This is a genomic window from Pseudoclavibacter helvolus (assembly GCF_049707175.1).
In the GTDB taxonomy this organism is placed as follows: domain Bacteria; phylum Actinomycetota; class Actinomycetes; order Actinomycetales; family Microbacteriaceae; genus Pseudoclavibacter; species Pseudoclavibacter helvolus_A.
In genome coordinates this window covers 106714-131409 of sequence record NZ_JBNAFM010000004.1, presented here as the reverse complement: position 1 = coordinate 131409, position 24696 = coordinate 106714, and the positions used below count along the sequence as shown (strand labels likewise).

Genomic DNA, 24696 nt, shown 5'->3' with positions numbered 1-24696 from the left:
CGGCCCGAGCCGAGCATCCTTCGAAAGTTGGAGGGGCGCCTCCACCCTTGCGCGCTCCAGGAGCATGCCGACGGCGGATGCTCGCCGAGGGTGCCCGAGCGGAGGGTTGTCTGCAGGCCGCACCGTGCGACCGGAAAGGACCCACCATGTTCGTCGCGCTCCGCGACCTGCGCTTCGCGAAGGGCCGATTCGTGCTCATCGGCTCCGTCGTCGCCCTCATCACCGTGCTCGTCGGCTTCCTCAGCGGGCTCACCGGCGGCCTCGCCGTCCAGAACGTCTCGGCCGTCCTGACGCTGCCGGCCGACCGCCTCGCGTTCACCGTGCCCGCCGGTGACGACGCGGCGGCGTTCGCGACCTCGGCGCCGACCCGCGACCAGGCGGATGCGATCTCCGTGACGCCCGGCGTCACCCGCGTCGACCCGCTCGGCATCAGCCAGCTGCGCGCCGAGACCACCGAGACCGGGGCCGCAGTCGCCGTCTTCGGCGTGCCGGCCGGGTTCACACCCACCTCGCCCTCCGGGGCCGGCTCGGTCACCCTGTCCGCCTCGGCCGCCGACGAGCTCGGCGCAGCCATCGGCGACGAGCTCACGATCGGCGGCACGAGCCTCCGCGTCGAGTCCATCGGGCCCGACGCCTGGTATAGCCACACGCCGGTCGTCGAGGTCTCGATCGACGACTGGCGCGAGCTCGCAGCATCCACGGGCACACCCGACGCGTTCGCGACCGTGCTGGCTGTGACGGGCGAACCCGACTGGGAAGCGGTGGATGCGGACACGGGAGTCGTCACCGAGACCCTCGCCGGGTCCCTCACCGCGCTGGCCGCCTTCCGATCGGAAATCGGATCGCTGCTCCTCATGGTCGTCATGCTGTTCGGTATCTCCGGCCTGGTCATCGGCGCCTTCTTCACGGTGTGGACCATGCAGCGACAGAACGACGTCGCCGTCCTCAAGGCGCTCGGCGCGAGCACGGCGTCGCTGGCCCGAGACGCGCTCGGACAGGCGCTCCTGCTCCTGCTCGCAGGCATCGGAACCGGCGTGGCCATCGTCGTGCTGCTGGGCACCTTCGCCGGGCAGGCGCTTCCGTTCCTGCTGAGCCCCCTCACGACGCTCGTGCCAGGCGCCATCATGGTCGCCCTCGGCCTGGCGGGCGCGGCCTTCGCGCTCCGATCCGTTACCACCGCCGACCCGCTCACCGCCCTTGGAGGCAACCGATGATCACCCTCGACGACGTCACCCTGACCTTCCCCGACGGCGCCGGACGCCTCACGGCGCTCGACCACGTCAGCCTCTCGGCCAGAGCCGGCACCGTCACCGGCATCACCGGGCCGAGCGGCTCAGGCAAGTCGAGCCTCCTCGCCGTCGCCGCAACGCTCATCCGCCCCGACTCCGGCAGCGTCCTGATCGGCGACACCGACGCCGGCCAGCTGAACCGCTCGGACGCGGCCGCGCTGCGGCGAGCCAGCATCGGCATCGTCTTCCAGCAAGCCAACCTGCTGCCCTCACTGACGGCACGCGAGCAGCTGCTTGTGATGAACGAGCTGGGGGAGCCGGGGCACCGCGCTCGCCGTCGAGCCGCCTCCACACGCGCCGATGAGCTGCTCGACGCCGTCGGCCTCGCCGAGCACCGCTCCAAGCGCCCCCACCAGCTCTCTGGTGGTCAGCGCCAACGCGTGAATATCGCGAGGGCCCTCATGAACGACCCGAGCGTGCTGCTCGTCGACGAGCCGACGAGCGCGCTCGACCGCGAACGCGGTGCCGCCATCATCGACCTCGTGCTGCGCCTCACGGAACAGCTCTCGACGGCGACCCTGCTCGTCACCCACGACCTGACGCACCTCCCCAGCCTGCACGCGACGGTTGAGCTGATCGACGGGAGTCTCGCGCAACTGCAACACTGAGGCGCCGCGCGGGAGCAGACGGTCGGCGGCGAACACCGGCGAGTGCGCGCAGGTGCGGGACAATCGGGTGTCGGCCCACACTCGGCCGGCCTTCAGGAGAGGCGGCACCGACCATGCGCACCATCGTGATCGGAGCGGGGCTCGCCGGCCTCACCAGCGCTTGGGAGCTGCGGAAACTCGGCCACGAGGTCACGGTGCTCGAAGCTCGAGAGCGAGTCGGCGGCCGAACGTGGTCGCAGCGCCTCAGCAACGGACAGCTCACGGAGCGCGGCGGCGAGTACGTCTTCCCGACCGAGTTCGCCATCCGTCGCCTGTCGGCTGAGGTCGGCGTGCCCATCCTGACCCACAACGTGCGGTACGCGCGGCGAACCGTCGACGGCAGGCACGTGACCTCCGCCGAACTCGAGGCGACAACGGCCCGCATCACCGAGACGCTGAGACGGATGCTGGCCGACGGATGCACGCGCGTATCGGTCGAGGACGCCCACCGGGAAGCGCTCGGCCCCAACTACCGGCACGACCCCGTCTACCGCCGCATGGTCACGTCGCTCGCGAGCGACCCGACGCTCGTGAGCGCCGCATCCGCCTTCCTCCACGACCCCGATGCAGGTCAGCCGTTCGTCGACGACGGCGGACGCTTCCTCGGCGGCAACCAGTCGCTGTCCATCGAACTCGCTCGCCGGCTCGGCTCGAGCGTGCGGCTGGGGCACCCGGTCGCCGCTCTCGACCAGTCGAACGCCGGGGTCGAAGTGACGCTCGTCGACGGGTCCCGGATGCACGGTGACGCCGCCGTCGTAGCCGTGCCGCTGCCGATCCTGCGCGAACTCGGCCTCGGGTTCACCCTCCCCGCCTCGCACCGCACGGCCCTCGACCATCGCATCATGGGCACCGCGGCGAAGCTCGGCGTACCGCTCAGCGCCGTCGACGGCGACGTCGCCCTGCAGAGCTCCGACCTCACCTGGTGGTCGTGGCGATCCATGTCCGCCGACGGCGAGCACCGCATCCCTGCGCTCTCGTGCTTCGCGGGAAGCCGCGCCACCCTCGACGCGCTCCGCACCGCCGAGGGGCCAGAAACCTGGGTCGCGCGGCTTCGCGAACTGCGGCCGGAGCTCGTCATCGACGGCGACGTCCTCCTCACCGACTGGAGCGAGGATCCGTGGACGCGGGGCTCGTACTCGGCCGCGTCACTCGACTGGACCCCCGCCGACCTCGACGCGTTCGACGCCCCAGCCGGGCGGATCGCCATCGCCGGCGAGCACACCGGGCTCGAGCAAACCCTCAACGGGGCCGTCGTCTCCGGGCTCCGCGCCGTTGGCGCGCTGACCAGACCTGCGCCAGCGTCGCGAGGTGCGGCATGAGCGCGGGGCCCGTCGCGCGCCGTCGCGCGGCGGCCGTTGCCCTGCTCGTCGCGACGATCGCGCTCGGCCTCGCAACGCACTTCGCCCTGCCAGACACCGCGGTCTCCGACATCGGAGGTGACGCGCTCTACACGATCGCGATCTACCTGGCCGTCGCCCTGCTCGCGCCCCGAGTCCGCCCCGCGATGTGCGCTGGCGTCGCCATCGGGTGGTCCTTCGCCGTCGAGGTCCTGCAGCTCACCGACCTGCCCGCCAGCGCCGCCGCGATCTTCCCGCCCGCCAGGCTTGTCCTCGGCAGCGGCTTCGACCCCCGAGACCTGCTCGTGTACACGCTCGCCGGCGCGTTCGCGTTCGCCGTCGACGTGACGCTCACGCGCATCCGGAACCAACGGGACGCGCGCGCTCGACCAGCTCGCGCGACCCTGCTACAGTGACCGCGTGCTTCCTCTGATCTTCTCCTAACGGCCGAGCAGGCCCACCGCGCTCGTCGAGCCGGTCTCGCGCAGAGACCCTCCGAGCCCGCGGCGGCCGATTGCTCTGACCCACTCGGGTCGCCGTTTCGCGTATCCGCGTCTCCGTCCGACGATGCCGTCGCCGCGAGAACCGGTGCGTTTTCCTTGAAAGACCAGCATGCACGCCACTTCACTCTCTCTTCCCGCGCGCCACCGCGCGCAGCTCACGCTCACCGATGTCTCGCTGCTGCGGGGCCCAACCCGAGTCCTCACCTCGGTTGACCTGGTCGTCACCCCCACCTCCCGCATCGCGATCGTCGGCGAGAACGGGCGGGGCAAATCTTCCCTTCTGCACGTTCTGTCGGGGGCACTCGCGCCCGACAGCGGCACGGTCCGACGCATCGGCACCCTCGGCGTCGCCGAGCAGGAGATGAGCGCCGACGACGGCCGAACCGTCGGCGAGGCCGTCGCGGCGGCCATCGCCGAGCCACGAGCCGCCCTCGCCGCCCTCGACGAGGCCGGGGCACGGCTGGCCGATGGCGACCCGGCGGCCGACGACCGGTACGCTGCGGCGCTCGAGGCCGCCGAGGCCCTCGATGCTTGGGATGCGGAGCGCCGTGTGCTGATCGCGCTGCAGGCGCTGGACGCTGAGACCGATCAGCGTCGGCTCCTCGCGGAGCTCTCGGTGGGTCAGCGGTACCGTGTTCGCCTCGCCTGCCTGCTGGGCGCCGACCACGACTTCCTCCTCCTCGATGAGCCCACCAACCACCTCGACCGCGCCGGCCTCGACTTCCTCAGCGAGCAGATCCGGGAGCGGCGAGGAGGGGTGGTGCTCGTGAGCCACGACCGGGCGCTGCTCGCCGACGTCGCCGAGACGATCGTCGACCTCGACCCGACCCTCGACGGGCTGCCCCGCGTCTACGGGAACGGCTACTCCGGCTACCGCGAGGGACGCGCCGCCGAACGGGAGCGGTGGGAGCAGGCGCACGAACGCCAGGAGATCGAGCGTGCGCGCCTGCACGACAGCTTGAGCGCCGCACAGAACCGGCTCGTCTCCGGGTGGCGGCCCGAGAAGGGATCGAACAAGCACGGGCGCGCGACCCGAGCGGCGGGGCTCACGCAGAGCGTGCACCGCAGGCAGGAGGCGTTGGAGGCACACGCCGTGACGGTGCCAGAGCCGCCCCAGCAGTTCCGGTTTCCCGACCTCCGCACACGTTCCGGTGTGGAACTGCTCACCGCCGACGACGTCGCAGTAGTCGGGCGGCTCAGCGAGCCCGTGTCGCTCGTCCTCACTCACCGGGGCCGGCTCGCCGTCACCGGGCCGAACGGCTCCGGCAAGTCCACGCTGCTGCGGGTGCTCGCGGGGTCGCTGACCCCCGACGCCGGTGCGGTTCGGCTGCAGCCGGGCACCAGGCTTGGGGTGCTCGCGCAGGAGTCGTCGCTGCCGGCAGAACGGCGCGCCGCTGAGGCGTTCGAGTCCCACCTGGGTCGGCTCGAGGCATCCGGAGCGCTCGACGGCGCGGACGCGCTCGGCCTCTCGCAATTCGGACTGCTGCGACCCCGGGAGGCCAGCAAGCGCATCGGGGAACTGTCGATGGGGCAGCAGCGGCGCCTCGACCTCGCCTTCGTGCTCGCGGCGAGGCCGCACGTGCTCCTGCTCGACGAGCCCACGAACCACCTGTCGATCGCGCTCGTTGATGAGCTGACGCACGCGCTGGGCGCCACGCAGGCGGCCGTCGTGCTCTCGACCCACGACCGCCAGCTACTTCGCGACGTCGTGGACTGGCCGCAGCTCACGCTGCGCGGTCGGGTCCTACCGGGCGCAACGCACCAATCTGCGTGACTTTGCAAGCAACCGGATTTCACCCCGGATTTCACCCTACGATTCACCCCAGGGGGACCACCGCTCGATCACACAACTCGGATGTGACCCATGAAGAAGCCGCTCTCCCTGCTCGTCGCCGTCCTGCTCTCCGCATCCGCCCTGACATTTCTCGGCACGGCTCCCGCGCAGGCCGCGAGCTTCGGCGTCGTGAACCAAGACGTCATGTCGCCGACGAACTACGTGGCGAAGGGCAGCTACGCGACCACCACGCCGCAGGGGGCGCCGGTCTCGGCGCTCTCTGCGCAGACGGCGGCCATGGTCGACACGCTGCCCGACCGCTACCTCAACGACTTCTGGAAGGGCCGCCTCAAGACCTCCACGAATCGCGAGAACTTCACCATCCCGATCTACACGGTCGACAGTTCCAGGGCAGACGCGAACTGGGTGACGGTGAAGATGCAGAGCTACGCCCTCTACCCGGACATCCATCCGGTCATGGAGGGCAAGGCCACCGCCTCGGCGACCGGCGGCACCTACGGATTCCAGATCACGCCCTTCGCGACCACCGCGAAAAACTACGGCAAGGTTGCCATCCCCGCCCACGCCGTACCGGGCGGTCCGATCCCCGGCGGCGACAAGTCGATGACCGTGGTCGACATCGCCACCGGCATCGTGCGCGGCTACTACGTCGCCGACAAGCAGGCGGACGGCTCGTGGCTCATGGGAGGCGGCTACCTGACGACCCTGAACTCCCCGAAATCGACGAACTGGTTCGACCAGAACGCGTGGCTCAAGACCGAGCGTGGCACGAGCTCCGTCGGCGGGGTCATGAACGAGTTCCTCATGGCCGGCGCTGAGGAGATCGCGGCCGGCTCCATCAACCACATCACCAGCTGGACCTTCCCCTCCACGCGCTCGGGGACGGCCATGTGGCCCGCCTACCAGACCGACGGCAAGCTGAGCGAAGCGCACGCACCGAAGATGGGGCAGCGCTTCTGGATTCCGAACGACGCCGCGACCAACGCGAAGATCGCAGCCCTCGGGCTCTCCAGCTTCGAGAAGGTCGTCGTGAAGAACCTGCAGGAGTACGGGGGCATCGTCACCGACCAGAACTACTGGACCATGGCGCTCAACCTGCAGCATCCGGTCACCTTCACCGCCCAAGGCAAGCCCAACCCCTACCTGCCTGGCGGCATCGTGCACAACAAGCACGGCAGCGTCGACCTGATCAACAAGATCCCGTGGACGCTCACGAAGTGGGGCGAGATCACCTCGAGCACCAAACTGCCGCAGTTCGGGGCACCGACGGCGACCGCGGCCCCGACGCCGAGCGCGACGCCGAGCCCCACGCCCTCGCCCAGCCCAACAACAAGTCCGGGCACCCAGCCGGGCGTCGCGGAGCGCATTGGCTCGACCGACACCTACGCCAACGCCGTGACGGCCTCGACCAAGTTCAACACCGTCGGCAGCAAGCTGGTCATCGCAAGCGGGCAGGGCGGGGTGGATGCGCTGCTCGCGGCCCCGGTCGCCGCCGAGATCGGCGGGAGCATGCTGCTCACGAAGCCCGATGCTCTCCCCTCGAACGTGTCGGCCGAGGTCAGCCGGCTGAAACCCTCGGCCATCTTCGTCATCGGGCAGATCTCCGAAGCGCAGAAGACGGCGCTCGGCAAGCTCACGCCGAGGCTCGAGGTCGTGGGTTCGGCCGATCGCGCCGAAACGTCCGTGCTCGTCGCCAAGCGGTTCTTCCCCAACGACCCGCTCGCCTACGTCGCGAACAGCGCCAACCAGACGGACGTCGCGAACGCCGCGAGTCGAGCTGCACTCGCCAAAGCGCCCCTCCTGCTCACGGGCCAGACGCAGACCAGCAGCACCTTCAAGGCCTTCATCGCGTCCGGCAAGGTGACGTCGGTGCGCGTGGTCGGGACGGAAGCGTCGCTCTCGGCCGGCGTCCTGAGCGAGGTGAAGGCCAAGGTCGCCAACACGACCCGCATCAACGCCTCGGAGGCCTTCGCGCTCAACGCGGCACTCCTCAAAGACTTCGATGCGGGGAGCATCCGCCCGAAGGGCTTCACGATCGCCAACTCCACCAGCGCCGAGGACACCTTCGTCGCGCTCCTCGTGACGGCCCGAACCGGCTACCCGCTTGTCCTCGCGAAGCAGGCGTGCATCCCATCGGCGGCCGCTGCGGTCACCGCCAAGTACCCGAGCGCGAACTACAGCATCATCGGCACCACCACCGACCTGGTCTCGGCCATTCACACGAAACGCTGCGCCTGAACGCCGCCGGACCGTGCTCCGGCGACGGCGACACGCACGACAGCACCTGCGGGCGGCCCCGCGTCACTCGACGCTGCTCGTGCCCGGCGTCTGCCCGACCATGGCGGCGGCGATCCTCTCGATCGTCGCCGCCATGGCGCGCGCGGCGCGGGAGAGCGGCACGTCGCTGCGATGGGCGAGGCTCACCGTGCGCTGCAGGCTCGAGTCGGTGAGCCGCGCCGAGCGGAAGCCGCGCCGCCCGCCGACGACCATGGCCGGAACCACGGCCACGCCCATCCCGAGCTCGACGAAGCGAAGCACCGCATCCATCTCAGGCCCCTCGACCACGACGTTCGGCCGCAGACCAGCCTCCTCGTAGGCTGCCTCGGTGGTTGCGCGCAGATCGTAGCCACGGTGGAAGACAACCTGCGGCCGCGCCGCGAGCTGCTCGAGTGTCAGCGTGGGGGAGTCGAGCGCGGCCTCGCCGCGCGACGACGAAACGACTAGAAGTTCCTCGTTGAGCAGCGGGATGCGGTGCAGTGTCGCCCGAGGTGACTGGCGGGATTCCGGGGTCGTGATGAGGGCCAGGTCGAGCGCGCCCTCGGCGAGCCGCTCGATGAGGCCCTGCGAGCCGCTCTCCGACACGTGCAGCTCGATGCCCGGATGCGACGAGTGGAACGACTGCAGCGCATCCGCCACGAGGCTCACACACAGCGACGGAGTCGCCCCGAGCCGCACCGAACCACGTTGCAGGTCGGCGAGCTCGGCCATCTCGCGACGCACCGCGTCGGCATCGGCGAGCATCCGGCGTGCCAGGGGGAGGAGCGACTCGCCAGCGTCCGTCAGTGCGACGCGCCCCGGGGTGCGGGCGAAGAGCGGTGCACCAAGGTCGTGCTCGAGGGTCGAGATTTGGCGGCTCAGCGAGGGCTGAGCGAGGTGCAGGGTCTCGGCCGCCCGAGTGAAGTGGCCCTGCTCGGCCACCTCGACGAAGCTGCGCAACTGGTCCAGATTCATGGCCATAGCCTACGTGCATTGCAGTGACCCGAACTATGCATTGGAGTAATCGGCTCCGTCTCCCTAACGTTGCTGACATGACCGCGACCAGCTCCATCGAACGCCAGATCTCCACCACCGTGCTCGTCATCGGAACCGGCGGTTCCGGCCTGCGCGCCGCCATCGAAGTCGCCGAGCAGGGCGTCGACGTGCTCGCCGTCGGCAAGCGCCCCAAGCACGACGCGCACACCTCCCTCGCCGCCGGCGGCATCAACGCCGCCCTCGGCACCATGGACGCGGACGACAGCTGGCAGCAGCATGCCGCCGACACCATCAAGGAGAGCTACTGGCTCGCCAACCCGCACACCGTCGAGATCGTCACCCGCGGCGCCGAGCAGGGCATCCGCGACCTCGAGCGCTACGGCATGGGCTTCCAGCGCGAAGGCGACGGCCGCATCTCGCAGCGATTCTTCGGCGCCCACAAGTTCCGCCGCACCGCGTTCGCCGGCGACTACACGGGCCTCGAGATCCAGCGCTCGCTCGTCGCCCGCAGCGAGCAGCTCGACATCCCCATCCTCGACACCGTGTACATCACCCGCATCCTCGTGCGCGACAACGTCGTCTTCGGCGCCTACGGCTTCGACATCAACGACGGCACGCGCTACCTCATCCACGCCGACTCGGTCATCCTCGCCGCCGGCGGCCACAACCGCATCTGGCGACGGACCTCGTCGCGCCGCGACGAGAACACGGGCGACTCGTTCCGCCTCGCCGTCGAAGCAGGCGGCCGCCTCCGCGACCCCGAGCTCGTCCAGTTCCACCCGTCCGGCATCATCGAGCCAGAGAACGCGGCTGGCACCCTCGTCTCCGAGGCGGCCCGTGGCGAGGGCGGCATTCTCACGAACGGCCTCGGCGAGCGCTTCATGGAGCGCTACGACCCGGAGCGCATGGAGCTCTCGACCCGCGACCGGGTCGCGCTCGCCGCGTACACGGAGATCAAGGAGGGCCGCGGCACCGCAAACGGCGGCGTGTGGCTCGACGTCTCCCACCTGCCCCGCGAGACGATCATGAACCGCCTCCCGCGCATCTACCAGCAGATGCTCGAGCTGCAGATGCTCGACATCACGGCTAAGCCGATCGAGATCGCGCCCACCGCGCACTACTCGATGGGCGGCGTGTGGGTGCGCCCCGACGACCACAGCACCGACGTGAACGGGTTGTACGCGATCGGCGAGGCATCGAGCGGCCTCCACGGCGCGAACCGCCTCGGCGGCAACTCGCTCATCGAACTCCTCGTGTTCGGCCGAATCGTCGGCCAGGCCGCCGTCGTCCACTCGGCGGGACTGGATGCGCAGTTCCGGTCGCCCGAGGCCGTCGCGCAGGCCCGCGGCGAGATCAACGACCTCCTCGAGGCCGACGGGCACGAGAACGTGCGCGCCCTACAGCGCGCGATTCGAGACACGATGACCGAGTACGCGGGAGTCGTCCGCGACGAGGAGGGACTCAAGGCCGGCATCGCCGCCCTCGACGAGATCGAGGCGCGCATGGAGCGTGTGGGCATCCACCCCGACATCGCCGGCTTCCAGGACCTCGCGCACGCCTTCGACCTCAAGTCGTCGGCCCTCGCGGCACGCGCCACGCTCGAGGCGGCCCTCGAGCGCCGCGAGACGCGCGGCTGCCACAACCGCAGCGACTTCCCCGAACTCGACCCCGCCATGCAGGTGAACCTCGTGTGGTCGCCGAAGGGCGGCATCACGCGCGAGGAGATCCCGCCGGTGCCCGCCGAGATCGCCGAGCTCATCGGCGAGGTCTCCGTCGAGGGGAAGCTCGTCGAGTAGCCGCCGCAAGGACGTCGGCTCGCCCTCCCGAACGAAGAAGTGACGCCACAGCCCGATTCCGGTCGACCGCGAGTCCGCGGTCTGCCAGGATCGGGCTGTTCGTCATCGCAGAACTGGAGCAACCATGAACGCCGAAGCCTTCAACCCCGAACTCGACCTCACGCTGAGCCGCGTCATCCGCGCGCCGAGGGACGTCGTGTGGCGCGCCTGGACCACGCCAGAGCTGCTCGCCCAGTGGTGGACGCCCGCCCCGACCCAGTCGCGCATCCAGCAGCTCGAGGTTCGACCCGGCGGTGCCTTCGTGACGCAGATGAGCGACGACGGTGCGTCCTTCGTGCCGCACACCGACGGCATCTTCCTCGTCGTTGAGGAGACCGAGCGGCTCGTCTTCACCAACGCGGTGACGTCAGTGCTTCGCCCGGCCGCCCCAGCCCCGATCTCCATCGCCGCCGAGATCTCGTTCAACGAGCACCCCGAGGGAACCGAATACGTCGCCCTCGTGCGCCACGCGGATGCGGAAGCCGAGCCCTGCACGCCGAGCTCGGGTTCTTCGAAGGCTGGGGCGCGGTCACCGAGGCGCTCGCCGAGCTCTCCGAGAAGCTCGCGTCGGAGTAGCGACCCGGCGGTGCGCGCCCGGCAGTGCCTGGCCGGGCTGGCCGGGCTGGCCCGCCTGGCCCGCCCGGACCTGCCCTGGTTCCACGTGCCCGCGCCCGCCCGGAGAGTTGTGACGAAATGCTGTTGCGGTCGCTCCCGGGAGCGTTTTTCCACAACTTTCCGGGCGCCCCGCCGCCTCGAACCGGGCGCCCCGCCGCCTCGAACCGGGCGCCCCGCCGCCTCGAACCGGGCGCCCCGCCGCCTCGACGAACCCCGCCGCCGCGGTCGCCGCCCCGAGCATCGCGCGTCGCGCGGTCGCCCCGCTCAGGGGCGCGTGAGCTTCGGGAGCAGCACGGGCGTCCGCCGCTTGTAGTCCTCGTAGTCGGCTTGCCCGCCCCACTTTTTGTCGGCTTTGGCTTCGAGGAGGGGCACGCCGCTGACTCGAGTGAGCAGCAGGGTGACGAAGATCGGCGAGATGAGGGCGATCCACTGCCACCCGACGAGCACGGGGGCGGCGACGATGGCGACGCCGATCCAGAGCAGGATCTCGCCGAAGTAGTTGGGGTGGCGTGAGCGGGACCAGAGTCCGGTGCGGATGAAACGCCCCTTGTTGGCGGGGTCGGCTTTGAACGCGTTCTTCTGGAGGTCGGCGGTGACCTCGATGAGGAACCCGGCCACCCAGATGACGATGCCGACGATCGCGAGCCAGCCGATGGGCTCACGGTCGTCGGTGCCGCCGGCGATCGCGATCCAGGCCGCGGCGGCCGTGAGGCTCACCCAGAGCCCCTGCATCACCCAGACGCGCAGGAAGCGCAGCTTGTTGCCCTTGATGTCGTCGAACCGGTCGTCGGCCCCTGAGCGGTGGATGCGCGCGAAGAGGAACGACCCGAGCCGCACGGCCCACAGGATGACCATGGCTCCGAGGATCCAGCTTCGTGCGTCGATCGCTGGAGTCGCGATGAGTAGTCCGATGGTGACGGCGATGAAGGTCGCGCTGCCGGTGAGGTCGAAGAATCGTTCGGTTTTGGCCGCCGCCGAGGGCAGGTAGACGAGCACCTGGATGAGGAACGCCGCGGCGACGGCCCAGGCGTAGAGCGGGAAGCCTGCGAGTTCCGCGCCTCCCTGGCTTCCTGCGAGGGCGACGACCCCTCCGATGAGGAGCGCGATCACGATCGTGATGGCTGTCGCACGGTTCTTGCTGCCCGCGGGTTCGGTGTCGTTCGCGGTGGTCTCGTTGGTCATGCTGGTGCCTCTCGGGGCGGGGATCGCCTGGGGGAAGGGTGGGTCAGGAGGAGTAGAGCTTGTCGACGACGTCGGTGCTGCGTTGCAGGACGGCGGCTCGCTTCAGTTTGAGCGTCGGCGTGACAAGCGTCGGGTCGTCGAGGTCGGTGGTGATGAGCGTGAAGCGTCGGACTTGTTCGCTGCGCGCGACGAGTTCGTTGGCGCGGTCGACGGCGTGCTGCACATGCTCGCGGGCGCGCGCATCCGCGATGGTGAGCAGCTCGTGGGCGCCGGTGTGCGGATGCGCGGATGCGGCGGCTTCGGCGGAGAACGCGGTCAGCGCCTCCGGGTCGAGGATGATGAGCGCCGACAGGTAGTTGCGGCCCTCGCCGATCATGACGGCGTGTGAGACCAGCGGGTCGGATTCTACGGACGACTCCCACCTGGTGGGCACGATCGTCTTGCCGTTTGAGGTGACGATGACGTCCTTGAGGCGGCCCTCGAGGATGACGCGTCCTTGGTCGTCGAGTCGGCCGAGGTCGCCCGTTCGGAAGAAGCCGTCGACGAACGCGTCCGCGTCGTGCTCGGGGTTCCGGTAGCCGCTGAACACGCCGATGCCGCGCGCGAGGATCTCGCCGTCGTCGCTGATGCGAACCGTCGAGCCCGGCAGTGGTCGGCCGACGGTGCCGGAGCGGATGTCGCCGGGCAGGTTGCCGGTGAGCGGCGCCGTGGTCTCGGTGAGCCCGTAGCCCTCGATGACGGGCACGCCGATGCCGCCGAAGAAGAGTGAGAGGTCGGCGTCGAGTGTCGCCCCGCCGGAGAGGATGTGGGTGACCCGGCCGCCCATGACCTGTCGGAGGCGGCTGAAGAAGAGCCGGTCGAACAGCCCGTGTCGCAGGCGGAGACCGAGGGGCGCCCGCGCTGAGGGCTTCGCCGTCTCGCGGAGGTTGCCCCAGTCGACGGCCGTGCGCTGCGCGGACGCCCAGACCTTGCCGAGGCCCTTGGCCGCCGCCTTCGCGCCGGCGGCCGCCTGGATTTTCTGCAGCACGCGGGGCACGACAACGAGGAAGGTGGGCTGCAGCTGTCCGAGCGCTCCGACGACGGCGGTCGGGTCGGCGAGGTGCGCGATGCGCATGCCGCTGGCCAGGCAGATCAGCTGCAGGCCCCGGGCGAGCACGTGGGCGAGGGGGAGGAAGATGATGGTGTTGCCGCCGGGATGCACGACCTCGCCGTACGCGGCGGCGATGTTGAGGACCTGGCCGAGGAAATTCTCGTGCGTCAGCACGGCGCCTTTGGGTTCGCCCGTGGTGCCCGACGTGTACACGATCGTGGCGGGGGAGCTCGGCGTCGCGAACAGCCGCCGCTCCTCGAGCGCCTCGTCGGCGACCCCGGTGCCGAGGACCGCGAGCCGGTCGAGGTCGCGCCCATCGTTGAGCCCGAAGGTTGGGTCCATCGACCAGACGCCGAGGGTGTCTGCCCCGCGGGCGGCGATCGGGCCCTCCAGCAGTCCCACGTGCCGCGCGCTGCCGCCGAAGGCGAGCACCACGCGCGCATCCTCGACGATCGCGGCGACCTGTGTCGGCGCCGAGGTCTCGTAGATGGGCACGACGACCGCGCCGGCGAACCAGGTGGCGAGGTCGGCGACCGCCCACTCGTACCTGGTCGGCGCCATGATCGCGATCGCGTCGCCAGGCCGGATGCCGAGCGCGACGAGGCCCTTGGCGACGGCGCGCACCGTCTCGGTGAACTCACGCGTCGAGATCTGACGCCACGGTGCCTCGGGATCCGTCGACTCGCTGGGAACCTCGAACGCGGCATGGTCGGGTGCGGCCTCGGCTCGGCGGACGAGCAGGTCGGTGACGTTCCGGTACCCGTCGGGGCCACCGATGACGTCGGAACCGACCAGGAGGGGAGTCGAGGATTCCAGCACTGCAGCCGCCTTTCGCGCGCCGGGCTATCTCGCCCGTGTACGAGGAAATTCGGAGCAGGGGAAGCCGGTGGATTGGACCGTATCGTGACTTGCGGCCGGCGACCACGTAGACCCGCCAATGACGTTCGGCGGACCCGCTACCTAGGCGGGCTGCGGCGCGTCCTGACGCTCGACGTGCGCCGCGCGCTCGGCGTGCGCGGGCCGCGGCCGACGGATGAGCGCATCCGCCGCCCAGCGTCCGCCGCCGGTCAGTGCGAGGGCGACGCCGAGGAGGGCGAGGACAAGCACGAATTCGTAGCCGCCGTCCTGCGCGAAGAACCCGGCCGTGAAGTGCACGGTGAACATGGCGCCGAGGGAGACGATGGCGAGCAGCCCGGCCGCGACCCTCGTGAAGAGGCCGACGATGAGGAGCGCACCGGCGCCGATCTCCACGAACGGGAGCGCGATGCCTGCGATGTCGGCGAGCGGCACGCCGAGGCCCGCGAGCATCTCCTGGACACCGGCGATTCCCGTGGTCGTGAGCTTCTGGATGCCGTGGAGCAGCATGGTGACGCCGAGGGCGAGGCGGAGGATGAGCAGGGCGGCATTCGCTGAGGTTGACATGTGCTCGACCGTAGGAACGGTGCCCAGCTGCAAGCTGGACGGTGAGGGATGCGCGCCTCGACGGACCCGCGGGGAGGCCTCTGTGGCATGAGTTCGGCATGAGAGGCGAGCGTCACCGCGGGGCCTTGCGAACGGCGCGGCGGAAGGCGAAGAGCTTCGGTGGCATCAGTGAAACGCCCATCATGGCGCTTTGAACCGTATGACTTTGCTATGACTCCCGCGCAGCGGGGCGCTTCGGGCGTGGCCGCGACGTCCCGGGCCGCCGGTCACCCCTCGAGGGGCCTGACCTTCGTTGCCGTCTCGCTCGCCTTCCCGAACTTCGGAACGGCGCCGACGAAGGTACATCCGCGGAACGTGGTGGCCGCGTTGAACTTCGCCCCGGTGAAGCTGCAGTCGAGGAACGTCGTGTTGGTGAACTCTGCGCCCGAGAGCTCGGCGCCGTCGAAGGTGCAGTTCGAGAAGGCCGTGCCGGGCACGGCGCGGAGGCGACGCAGCTTCGCGTCGCGGAAGTCGCAGTCGAAGACTTCCGGCCCAATGGCGGCCTGCGGGATGCTCGCTTCGGCGAACGAGCACGCGCGGAGAAACCCCTCGAGGCGGGTGTGCGCGGTGAGCTTCGCCTGCTCGAAGTGGCAGTGGGTGAGGGCGCTGTCGACGATCGTGAGTGCGCCGGACATGCCGGTCGCCTGCACGTCGGAGAGCTCGAGGTGTCGGATGCTGACGCCCAGGCTGCCCGCCGGGAGGCCGCGGAGGTCGGTCGATGCCGACGCCGGGTCGTGCCAGCTCGGCGTGAGCCGGTGCGGACCGGCGACCACGTCGGCGAGGCGCGCGAGCTGCGTGCGCAGCGCCGAGAGCTCCTGGGAGGTCCATCGTTCGCTGAGGCGCTTGCTGTCGGCTGCGTGCATATCCTCGAGCGTACTTCGCGGCTCGTGGCTCTCTTTCCCCGCCATCGCGGCCGCGCATCTCGAGCTGCGGGACACGCTCGCGCGCCTGCAGCAGGATCACTCGATGATCGGGCACCTCCTCGAGGTCTTCGAGACACTGGCCCTCGACGCTGCTCGTCGAGCCGGTCTGACGCTCAGCTCGGCGTCGTGTCCCGTCGCCGCTCGTCGCCGGAGCGGTGCGCAGTCCACGCCGACCAGAGCTCACGGTAGGGGCCCTCGACGGCGACCAGCTGCTCGTGGGGCCCGTCGCCGACGATGCGCCCGTGCTCCATCACCAGCACGCGCTCTGCGGTGCTCGCCTGCGTGAGGTGATGCGCGATCGTCACCACCGTGCGGCCCTCGAGGGCCCGTCGGGCCGCCGCCTCGAGGGCGCGTGCATCCGCCGTGTCGGCGTCTGCCGTGGCCTCGTCGAGGATCACGATCGGCGCGCGGGTCACCAGGGCCCGCGCGAGCGCGAGGCGGTGCGCATCCGTCGCGCTGAGCTCGGCGTTGCCCTCGCCGATCAGGGTCTCCAGCCCATCGGCGAAGACATGACGCCAGCGGGCGCCGGCGACGGCCTCGAGCGCCGACTCCAGCTCTGCGTCGCTCGCCGACTCCCTCGCGATGAGCAAATTGTGTCGCAGGGTTCCAGAGAAAACATGCACGTCCTGGCTCACCATGACGACGCGGCCGGCGCGTTCGAGCTCGCCCATCTCGGCGGGGTCGTGGCCGCCGATGTCGACGCGGCCGGCGCGCACCTCAAGGAGCCCCATGAGGACCCTCGCGAGCGTGCTCTTCCCCGCCCCGGACGAGCCGACGACCGCGACCCGCTGCCGGGCCGGGATGCGCAGCTCGTCGATCCAGAGCACGGCCGGCCGCCCCGGGTAGGCGGCAACCACGGCCTCAAGGGAGATGTCGGGCTCAGGAGGCCCGCCCGCAGCTGCGTCCGCGAGGACCTCGCCCGCGCTGGCGAGGCTCTCGCCGAGCGCCACGGCCACGCGCGGCTGCTCATCGGGCGGGACGGGCCCGAGCTCGATGACCCCGGCCACGCGAGCGAGCGACGCGCCGGCGGACTGGAGATCGTCGACCAGCATCAGCAGCGCGATGAAGGGGCCGAAGAGCGCCTGGAAGAGGAGCGCTGCCGTCGTCACCTCGCCGATCGTCGCCGCGTCGTTGAATGCGAGCACGGCGCCGACGATCAGCACCGACGTCAGCCCGACCGCTTCCGCCATGTTCATGCGGAACCCGAAGCGGCTCTGCACGATGCGGGTCCGGAGCGCCCAGCGCAACACGTTCCAGGAGCGGGTGCGGATGCGCTCGGCGATACCGCCAGCCCAGCCGTACGCGTGCAGCGTCGGCAGGGCCTGGATGGCCGACACCATCTCCCTCGAGCGCGACGCGATGGCGACGCGCTCGGCGGCATACAGGCGCGGTGCCTTGCGAAGGTAGCGCCACAGGGCGAAGGCGTGCACGGGAACCACCGTGAGCATGGCCAGCAGGAACAGCGGGTTCAGGACGGCCAGGCCGACCCCGGTCGCGACAACCGCGAGCCCGGCGGAGACCACGGCGGGCACCGCACCCGTCGTGACCTGACCGACGGTGTCGACATCGTCGGTCGCTCTGGAGACGAGCTCGCCATCGGCGATCTCGTCAACCAGGACCGGGGGCAGGGCGAGGGTGGCCGAGACGAAGTCCTCACGCAGGCGGGCCAGGGCCGTCTCGAGCACGGCGGCGAGCGCCATCGAGCCGAGCGCGCCAAGGCCGGCGCTCCCGGCCACTCCGCCCAGCAGCAACAGCGCCACCTCCAGCAGGCCGTGGTCGACCCCCGTCACCGCGTCGACCAGGCGCCCGAGACCCGCGGGCACGAGCAGCGCCGCCGCGGCGGCCGCGCCCAGCAGCACGATCGCGAGCACGAGCATCCAGGGGCGAAGGGTGAGGAGGTGCCAGGCCAGACGCGCGGCGCGTCGGCCGCTCGCGATGGGCAGGCCCTGCAGGGTCGGGGTGGTCGGCGAGGTCGGCGTGAGCGGGGCGCCCGGCGTCCCGGGCGCGGTCTGCGCGCCCGGCGTGCTCGGCAGGCTCTGCGCGCCCCGCAGGCCCGGCGTCGTCGGGGCGCTGGGTGTGCTCGGCGCGGTGGAGTCGGCGCTCATGAGACGGTCTCCGCGTATTCGGGGCTGGTGGCGAGCAGCTCGTCGTGCGTGCCGGAGGCGGCGATCGTGCCGTCGCGCAGCACGAGGACCCGGTCGGCGCGCACGAGCAGCTGCGGGTTGGAGCAGACCACGACGACGGCTCGGCGAGCGGTCGCCGCACGCATCCGCTCGCCGATGTGCTGCTCGGTGACGGCGTCGATGGCTCCGGTCGGTTCGTGGAGCACGAGGACGGGGGCGGGGGCGGCGAGGGCCCTCGCGAGCGCGAGCCGCTGCCGCTGCCCGCCGGAGAGGGTGCGCCCGGCGCCGCCGAGCGGGGTGCGGATGCCCTGCGGGAGCTGCTCGAGCACGTCGTCGAACGCGGCCGCGGTCAGCGCGTCGTCGGGGGCGGCCGCTGTGGCAGCGACGCCGAGGACGTTCGTCGCAACCGTTCCGGGCACGGTGTGGGCCGCGTGCGGGGCTGCGGTGACGAGCTCGTGGAGGCGAGCTGCGTCGACCTCGGCCAGCGGCAGGCCATCGATCGTGACCGTGCCCTTGGGCGGGTGGATGCGCCCTCCGAGCAGTTCGACCAGCTCGGCGGCCTCGTGCGCCTCGGCGACCACGCCGACGATCTCGCCTCGGTCGGCGCTGAAGCTGAGGTCGGTGAGGTGCGCGCCGCCGAGCCCGCTCACCTCGAGGGTGCGCGTCGCGTTCGGGGTGCGGTCGGCGTCGGCGTCGGCGTTGGGCCCTGCACCGCCCTCGGGTGACCGAGGCTCGCGGGCGTAGGGCGCCTGCAGCAGCGATAGCACGCGCGTCGCTGAGGCGCCCGCCCGGGCCCACACGGCGCCGACGTTGACCGCCAACGCCTCCATGGGGCCCATGACGACCTGCACGACCCCGACGACGGTGATGAGTTGGCCAACGGTGATGGTGCCCTGGAATGCGAGTGCGGCCGCGATGACGCCGATCGCGACCACGAAGATGCCCGTCGCCGTGCTCGAGACAGCGACGAACCAGGCCTCGGCGCGGCGCGTGGCGATCGCGGCGACGCGGGCCCGCTCGCTGGACTGCGCGTAGCTGCGCGAGGCGCGCCCCGTCGCGCCGAGGGCGGTGAGGGTACGGAACCCGGCGATGGCGTTCGCAGCGAGCGACGCCGAGTCGGCCGTGAGGCGCTGCTGGTGCTCGGCCCGTGTGCGCAGGTGCCTGCCGAAGCGGTCGAGCAGGAGCAGGAAGATCGGCCCGCCGAGGATGACGGCGAGCCCGAGCGGCCAGGCGATGCTGATCAGCACCGCCCCTGCAGCGACGACGGCCGCGAGCTCGGCGACCGGATGCACGAAGAGCAGTCCGCCGAACGCGACGCGCTGCACGTCGGAGCCGCCGATGCCGAGGAGCTCACCGGTTGGCCGCTGTCGGTCCCCGAACCCGCGCGGGTCGAGGGTGCGTTCGCTCACGCGCATCCGCAGCTCGTGGTGGGCGCGCTGGATGCCGTTGACCAGGAAGTACACGCCCGTCCGATACGACCAGGCGAGCAGCACGAACACAGCCACGAGCGCGGCGAGCCAGGCGGCGAGCTGCGGCACGTCTCGGTCGACGATGCCCCGGTCGATGACGATGCCGACGACCACGGGAACCGCGACCTCGCAGAGCTGGTGCGAGACGAAGAGGGCGGTCGCCGGTGCCAGCCAGCGCTTGACCCCCATCGCCGTCTGCACGATGAGGCGCCGCGGCCCGGTCGTCTGGGCTGCTGTCACGCGGTGGCCTCCTGGGGAGTGCGTTGTGGGGCTCGGTGCACGGGCGTTCGGATGCTCGGCACACGCGGGAGCTCGATGATGCTGCCCCGGGAAGTGAGGGCGACCTTCCCATTTTTCCTCACAATCGAGAATTTCGCCCGCCGAAGGGGTTCGGCGCGCCCCATCGCGGCCAGAATGGGCGCATGAACCCCATCGAGTTCGTCACGGCCCGGCTCGCCGAGGGTGGGCTCGCGCCGCCGGTCGAGCACACCTACCGACGCATCCTCGCCATCGCGGAAGATGCCCTCTCCGATGGTGACGACGACGATGTCATCGATTGGCTGCTTGGCGCCGACGAGGAGGAGAAGGCCCTCGAGTACCTGTTCGGCGCGGATCCCGCCAGCGAGGGCGAACGGCTCGCCCGCCAGCTCGTCGCGACGCTCGCCGCGACCTGGGAGGCGCATCCCGACTTCGACCCGACGTGGCGCACCGGCCTCCCTGGCGGAACGCCGACCGGCTGAGGCGGGAGCCCGCGGTCAATCGAGCGTAAGCCAGCCGCCGAGGTGAGCCGCGACGCTCACGTCGCCGGGAACGGCCCGCACGGTGCCGCCGTCGACTTCTTCGGTCCGCCAGCCCGCCGCGTCGCCCCAGCGCTCCTCGCGGCGCAGCGCTCGCTCGGAACGGACCACAACGTGCGGCCCGATCCGGACAGCCCCGAGCGTACCGATGCCGACGCGGGCGACCGCACCCTGAAGTCTCTGCAGTGCCTGCAGTTTCTGGGGGGCTCCGGGCGCTGCGGGGCTCCCGGGCTCTCCGGGCCTTTCGGGCCTTTCAAGCACCTCGGGCACCTCGCGCTCAGGCCCGGCGAAGTGTACGGCCGTGGCCAGCTCGATGCGGACCCGCCCGCGGTCGGCGCCACCGGGTGAGGCGACCACTCGGGGGTCGGCGGAGAACAGCGGATGCAGCTCGGCGGGCACGACGACCCGTGCCTGGGGGAGCTGCTGCAGCAGGCTGTCGACGCAGACGAACGCGGCAGCCTCGCTCGGCGCCGCCCGGAGCACGGCGACGACGTCAGGCGCCGCCGTCGCGAGGGCGTGCGGCCGGGAGCCTTCGACGCCGATCTTCTGTGCGAGCAGCAGCGTTTCCCGATTCTTGTGCTCCTGGCGCCGCGCGTCGTCCGCGCTCCGGCCCGCCCAGTCGGGGCCGTCGTGCCAGGCCACCGCTTCGGGGTCGTGCGCGAACACCGCACCCGCCAGCCAGGCGCGGTGAGCCCACTCCCAGTCCTCGCCGCCGTAGCCGCGGAAGTCCTCGTCGAAGCCGCCCATCTCGTCGAAGAACCAGCGCGTGCACGAGAACACCGCGCCGATCACGAACCGATACGAGCGGTCGTCGGCCTCGAGCAGGTTCCGCGAGGCACGGTAGGCGTCGATCAGCCAGGCCGGTTCCGGCAGCTCCCGCGCCGGCCCCGCCCGCTCGACGGGAGCATCCGCCCCCACCCCGGTGAAGTCGGCGTGCCTGCGACGGCCCGCGACGACCGCCTCGGGCAGCACGGAGGGCAGCGCCGCCATCCGCGCCACGTAGTCGGGCTCGGGAGCCGTGTCGGCGTCGAGGAAGCAGAGGATCTCGCCCTGGGCGGCACGCGCGCCGAGGTTGCGTGCCGCGCCCGCACGGAAGCCCAGGTTGTCCTGCGTCAGCAGACGGACCCCTCCGGGGACCAGAGGAGGCTCGCGCGACCCGTCGTCGACAACGATGACCTCGAGCAGATGCGTCGGATGCGTCTGCCTGGCGAGGGCGGCGAGCGTGCGGTCCAGCTCCGCCTGCTGCTCGAAGTGCGCGACGATCACCGAGACCCTCGTGGCGGCTGCCGCCTCCGCCGCCTCACGCGCCTCGACGAGGTCCCAGCGGTTGCCCGGCACGGCGCGCCCAAATGGCGGTCGCCGCCCGTCGCTGCCCATCACAGGGCAGCCCACCAGCTGAGGTAGGCGCGGGCGATCTCCTCGATGCTCGGGGAGGTCGAGATCGTCTCGTCGAGCCAGGTTGATTCCGGATGCGCGAGCGCCGTCACCAGCGCGTCCGCGAGCTGTCCGCGGTGCACGAGCTGCATGGTGCGCGGCCGAATGGCATCCATCTCACGGAAGTACGCGGAGTCGACGGTGAGCGGCCTGCGTCCGGCCGAGAGCCAATCGGTGAGGGAGCCGGAGGCGGAGACGTGCTGGTGCGCGATGATCGGCACGGCCACCTCGCGGCTGCGGGCGAGCCGGTCCTCCGTCGAGAGGAAGCCGGTGCTCGTGAACTCGACGCCGAGGGTCGACGCGTGCCGACCGAGGGCCTCGAGCTCGCCTTCGTGGCCGGCAGACGCACATCCGAGCGCGACGACGCGCGGCCGGTGCGACGCCGGCAGTGTCGCGACGGCCTCGACAACCTCGAGGTGCCCCTTGCCTGGATAGTAGAAACCGAGCACGGCCACCTCCTCGGTCGGTCGCCAGCTCGCGGGCCGCGGCTTCGGGGGCTGCGCGGGCAGCGGCACGACATGCACCTGCACGCGCCGCCCGAGCGCGAGCTCGAGGAGGCGCTGCTCGTGCGCGCTGTTGCAGACGGTCCCTGCCGCTGCCTCGACCACGCGCCGGTAGCAGTCGGTGCGCCGCGGGAAGCCACGGGCGCCGTCCGAGGCCTGCGGCACGTCGTGCAGGGTGACCGTGACAGGCCCGCGCGCGGCCAGACGCTCGAAGCGTTCCGCCGCTCGCTCCGGCGTGCTGCCCCAGAGGCGGTCGGTGAAGTGCACGTGCGCGAGCTCCCCGGAGTCGAGCCCGTGGGCACTGCGGTAGGTGACGGCCGCGTCGAGCTTCGCCACGGCGGTCGCGACGGCGCGAGCGTACTGGTCGACGCCGTGCGTCTCGTCATCACGGTGGAGCAGCAGGGGCGGCGCGGTCACGCGGCCCTCAGCGCTTCCATGGTTGCGCCGTGCCGAGAGAGCCCCTCGGCGACCGCGTCCGGATGCGCGCGGTACCAGCCCAGGTGCGCCTCGCGGATGCGCTCGGTCTCGACCTGCGCGCCGTCCACCGTCCAGGAGTCGGTCGGGTCGGCGTCGAGCCCCCACGCCTCGATGACCTCCGGCTCACGCGGCGCGTGGATCGAGTTCAGGATCTCGCGGTCGAGGCGCAGCTCGATCTCGGGGAGGCCGAGCCGCTCGCGCACCCGGCGCGCGGTCTCGAGCCAGACGGGGTTCCCCGGGTGGTTGATGGTGCGCGCCTGCGCGAACGACGGCCGTTCGAAAAGCTCAGCGACGGGCACGGTGCCGTGTCGCTCCTCGCGGACCCGCAGCTGACGGATCGACTCGGCGGCCACCGCCGAGATCGCGGCGGGGGAGGCGCCGCCCGGCAGCGCATCCACCCCCGCGGCCTCGGCGAGCGTGCGGAGGTCGTGGTACGGCACGAGCGGTGGCACCAGCGAGGTGTCGGAGGGCGGGCGGATGATCGCCTGGAAGGGGTACAGGCCAGCGAAGCGGATCACCGGGAACAAGGCGGTGCGGGCACCCGCGCGCAGCCGCGCGGTGAGCTGCCGCGTGCCAACCGGGAGCCCCCGGTAGTCGTCGCGCACGGGCTGCGCGACGAGCACGCTCGCGCGATCGAGCCAGGCCTCAAGGGACGGGAGGTCGCCCGGTTCCAACTCATGCACTGGCGGCGTGCGCACGAAGCGGACGTCGTCGCCGAGCGCGAGGCGGAGGGATTCGGCCTGGCAATTGCCGATGGCGAGGCCGATGGGGCGATCGTCGCCCTCGGCGGTGCGGTCGCCGCCGGGCGCGAAGAATTCTGCGAAGTGCGCGAGGCGTGCGGTGGCGTGCGTCATCGAGGGAAGTGGTCTCCGAACCTGCCGAATCGGGTGGGGTGGGGGCGGCTCAGCCTAGCTCCCTTCTGACCTGCCGCAGTGCGGGGTTGAGTTCGGGGTGCCCGAAGTGGTAACCGGCCTCGGTGAGGCGACCCGGCGTCACCCACCTGCTCTTCAAGATCAGCTCCGGCTCGGTGCGCAGCAACGCCATGGCGGGCTCGAGCATCCACCGCCACGACGGGACGCCGAACGGGGCGCGCACAGCCCGACGGATGCCCGCCATGAGCGTGCGGTTGTCGCTCGGGTTCGGGCTGCTGACGTTCACCACCCCGTCGAGGTCGTCACGCTCGAGCAGGAAGCGCACGGCACCGACCACGTCGTCGAGGTGCACCCAGCTGAACTTCTGCCGTCCCCGCGTGCGGTACTGCGGGGCCCGACCATCCCCACTCGGGTCGGGGCCGATGCCCCGGTAGCGGCGGTGGTTCGGCGCCCAACCGTCGATGTTTGGCCCACCCAGCCCGATCCTGGCCAGCGTGAAGAGCTTGCCCGCGGCCGGCCCGTCACCCAGCACGATCGCCATACGCAGGGCGACGCGGCGGGTGCCAGGCAGCTCGCCCTCGAAGAAGGCGCGCTCCCAGTTGCGGGCCACGTCGACCGAGAATCCCTGTCCGAGCTCGCCGTCAGCCTCGGTGTTCGGCCGGTCGGTGGCGTGCCGGTAGATGGTGGCCGTGGATGCGTTGAACCAGACCCGCGGTGGGGCGGCGGCCGCCGACACGGCCTCCCTGAGCGCGGTGGTGGTCTCGACACGCGAGCGCAGGATCTCGTTCCTGTTCGCGTCGGTGTAGCGGCAGTTCACGGACTTGCCCGCCAGGTTGATGAGCACCTCCGCGCCGTCGACGGCGCGCTCGATGTCTGCCCGTTCGCCCCAGCGAACGGCCTCGCGCCTGCCGATCCGCACGACGTCCCAACCGTCGCGCTCGAAGTCTGCGGCGAGGGCGCGACCCACGAAGCCGCTCGCCCCGGCGATGACCACCCGCCGCGCCGTACCGTGCCGGTCGGATTGCTCGGCGTTCGTCTGCTGCTCCGTGTGGCTGTGCTGGTCCATATGGCTGTGCTGGTCCATGAGGCCGA

The 24696-nt window shown here is 71.2% G+C and carries 20 protein-coding genes; 9 read left to right on the top strand and 11 right to left on the bottom strand.

Going from position 1 to position 24696, the window contains the following annotated elements; all coding sequences use genetic code 11:
* The first annotated feature begins 146 nt into the window (after positions 1-146).
* The 6 genes from ACPYN9_RS04675 (at position 147) to ACPYN9_RS04650 (ending at position 7809) form a co-directional block, all read left to right on the top strand.
* Complete coding sequence (locus tag ACPYN9_RS04675; protein WP_424464342.1) at positions 147-1214, top strand: FtsX-like permease family protein; 1068 nt, start codon at positions 147-149, stop codon at positions 1212-1214.
* Positions 1211-1897, top strand: a complete 687-nt coding sequence (locus ACPYN9_RS04670; RefSeq protein WP_424464340.1) for an ABC transporter ATP-binding protein — start codon at positions 1211-1213, stop codon at positions 1895-1897. The genes ACPYN9_RS04675 and ACPYN9_RS04670 overlap by 4 nt, the downstream gene beginning before the upstream one ends.
* Before the next feature lie 113 nt (positions 1898-2010).
* Complete coding sequence (locus tag ACPYN9_RS04665; RefSeq protein WP_424464338.1) at positions 2011-3255, top strand: flavin monoamine oxidase family protein; 1245 nt, start codon at positions 2011-2013, stop codon at positions 3253-3255.
* Entirely contained in the window at positions 3252-3689 is a 438-nt protein-coding gene (locus tag ACPYN9_RS04660) for a DUF2809 domain-containing protein (RefSeq protein ID WP_424464336.1), read from the top strand. The genes ACPYN9_RS04665 and ACPYN9_RS04660 overlap by 4 nt, the downstream gene beginning before the upstream one ends.
* Positions 3690-3885: 196 nt before the next feature.
* Complete coding sequence (locus tag ACPYN9_RS04655; RefSeq protein ID WP_424464334.1) at positions 3886-5550, top strand: ABC-F family ATP-binding cassette domain-containing protein; 1665 nt, start codon at positions 3886-3888, stop codon at positions 5548-5550.
* Between the two features lie 90 nt (positions 5551-5640).
* Positions 5641-7809: a cell wall-binding repeat-containing protein gene (locus tag ACPYN9_RS04650; RefSeq protein WP_424464332.1), complete on the top strand. Its 2169-nt coding sequence runs from the start codon at positions 5641-5643 to the stop codon at positions 7807-7809.
* A 63-nt stretch (positions 7810-7872) separates the two neighbouring features.
* On the opposite strand, the gene ACPYN9_RS04645 is transcribed toward ACPYN9_RS04650, so the two are convergent.
* Positions 7873-8802: a LysR family transcriptional regulator gene (locus ACPYN9_RS04645; RefSeq protein WP_424464330.1), complete on the bottom strand. Its 930-nt coding sequence runs from the start codon at positions 8800-8802 to the stop codon at positions 7873-7875.
* A 77-nt stretch (positions 8803-8879) separates the two neighbouring features.
* Between ACPYN9_RS04645 and ACPYN9_RS04640 the strand changes: the two genes are divergently transcribed.
* Both ACPYN9_RS04640 and ACPYN9_RS04635 read left to right on the top strand, forming a co-directional pair.
* Complete coding sequence (locus ACPYN9_RS04640; protein WP_424464328.1) at positions 8880-10619, top strand: FAD-binding protein; 1740 nt, start codon at positions 8880-8882, stop codon at positions 10617-10619.
* A gap of 124 nt (positions 10620-10743) precedes the next feature.
* A complete protein-coding gene (locus ACPYN9_RS04635; protein ID WP_424464326.1) occupies positions 10744-11586 on the top strand; it encodes an SRPBCC domain-containing protein in 843 nt (280 codons plus the stop codon).
* Here ACPYN9_RS04635 and ACPYN9_RS04630 read toward each other — a convergent pair.
* From ACPYN9_RS04630 to ACPYN9_RS04605, 6 genes are all read right to left on the bottom strand, one after another.
* Entirely contained in the window at positions 11538-12455 is a 918-nt protein-coding gene (locus tag ACPYN9_RS04630) for a DUF1295 domain-containing protein (RefSeq protein ID WP_424464324.1), read from the bottom strand. The genes ACPYN9_RS04635 and ACPYN9_RS04630 overlap by 49 nt on opposite strands.
* A 43-nt stretch (positions 12456-12498) precedes the next feature.
* Positions 12499-14364: an AMP-dependent synthetase/ligase gene (locus ACPYN9_RS04625; protein WP_424464323.1), complete on the bottom strand. Its 1866-nt coding sequence runs from the start codon at positions 14362-14364 to the stop codon at positions 12499-12501.
* A 141-nt stretch (positions 14365-14505) separates the two neighbouring features.
* Positions 14506-14967, bottom strand: a complete 462-nt coding sequence (locus tag ACPYN9_RS04620) for a DoxX family protein (RefSeq protein WP_424464321.1) — start codon at positions 14965-14967, stop codon at positions 14506-14508.
* A gap of 266 nt (positions 14968-15233) precedes the next feature.
* The gene (locus ACPYN9_RS04615; protein ID WP_424464319.1) at positions 15234-15869 is read right to left on the bottom strand and encodes a pentapeptide repeat-containing protein; all 636 of its coding nucleotides are present in this window, start codon (positions 15867-15869) and stop codon (positions 15234-15236) included.
* Between the two features lie 173 nt (positions 15870-16042).
* The gene (locus tag ACPYN9_RS04610) at positions 16043-18034 is read right to left on the bottom strand and encodes an ABC transporter ATP-binding protein (RefSeq protein ID WP_424464317.1); all 1992 of its coding nucleotides are present in this window, start codon (positions 18032-18034) and stop codon (positions 16043-16045) included.
* On the bottom strand, positions 18031-19761 hold the full coding sequence (locus ACPYN9_RS04605) for an ABC transporter transmembrane domain-containing protein (protein ID WP_424464315.1): 1731 nt from the start codon (positions 19759-19761) through the stop codon (positions 18031-18033). Before ACPYN9_RS04605 ends, ACPYN9_RS04610 begins: the two co-directional genes overlap by 4 nt.
* A 182-nt stretch (positions 19762-19943) precedes the next feature.
* On the opposite strand from ACPYN9_RS04605, the gene ACPYN9_RS04600 reads away from it, so the two are divergent.
* Complete coding sequence (locus ACPYN9_RS04600; RefSeq protein WP_424464313.1) at positions 19944-20261, top strand: hypothetical protein; 318 nt, start codon at positions 19944-19946, stop codon at positions 20259-20261.
* 15 nt (positions 20262-20276) lie between these two features.
* Here the strand turns inward: ACPYN9_RS04600 and ACPYN9_RS04595 are convergent, their stop codons facing one another.
* Genes ACPYN9_RS04595 through ACPYN9_RS04580 form a run of 4 tightly spaced genes read right to left on the bottom strand, consistent with a single transcriptional unit; the run spans position 20277 to position 24670 of the window.
* Positions 20277-21656 (bottom strand): glycosyltransferase family 2 protein, encoded by a 1380-nt coding sequence (locus ACPYN9_RS04595; RefSeq protein ID WP_424464311.1) that lies wholly within the window; start codon positions 21654-21656, stop codon positions 20277-20279.
* Positions 21657-21694: 38 nt separating this feature from the next.
* Complete coding sequence (locus tag ACPYN9_RS04590; protein WP_424464309.1) at positions 21695-22672, bottom strand: hypothetical protein; 978 nt, start codon at positions 22670-22672, stop codon at positions 21695-21697.
* Positions 22669-23586 carry a WcbI family polysaccharide biosynthesis putative acetyltransferase gene (locus tag ACPYN9_RS04585; protein WP_424464307.1) on the bottom strand — a complete coding sequence of 306 codons (918 nt, stop codon included), beginning with the start codon at positions 23584-23586 and terminating at the stop codon, positions 22669-22671. Before ACPYN9_RS04585 ends, ACPYN9_RS04590 begins: the two co-directional genes overlap by 4 nt.
* A 49-nt stretch (positions 23587-23635) precedes the next feature.
* On the bottom strand, positions 23636-24670 hold the full coding sequence (locus tag ACPYN9_RS04580) for an epimerase (protein ID WP_424464541.1): 1035 nt from the start codon (positions 24668-24670) through the stop codon (positions 23636-23638).
* Positions 24671-24696: the final 26 nt, after the last annotated feature.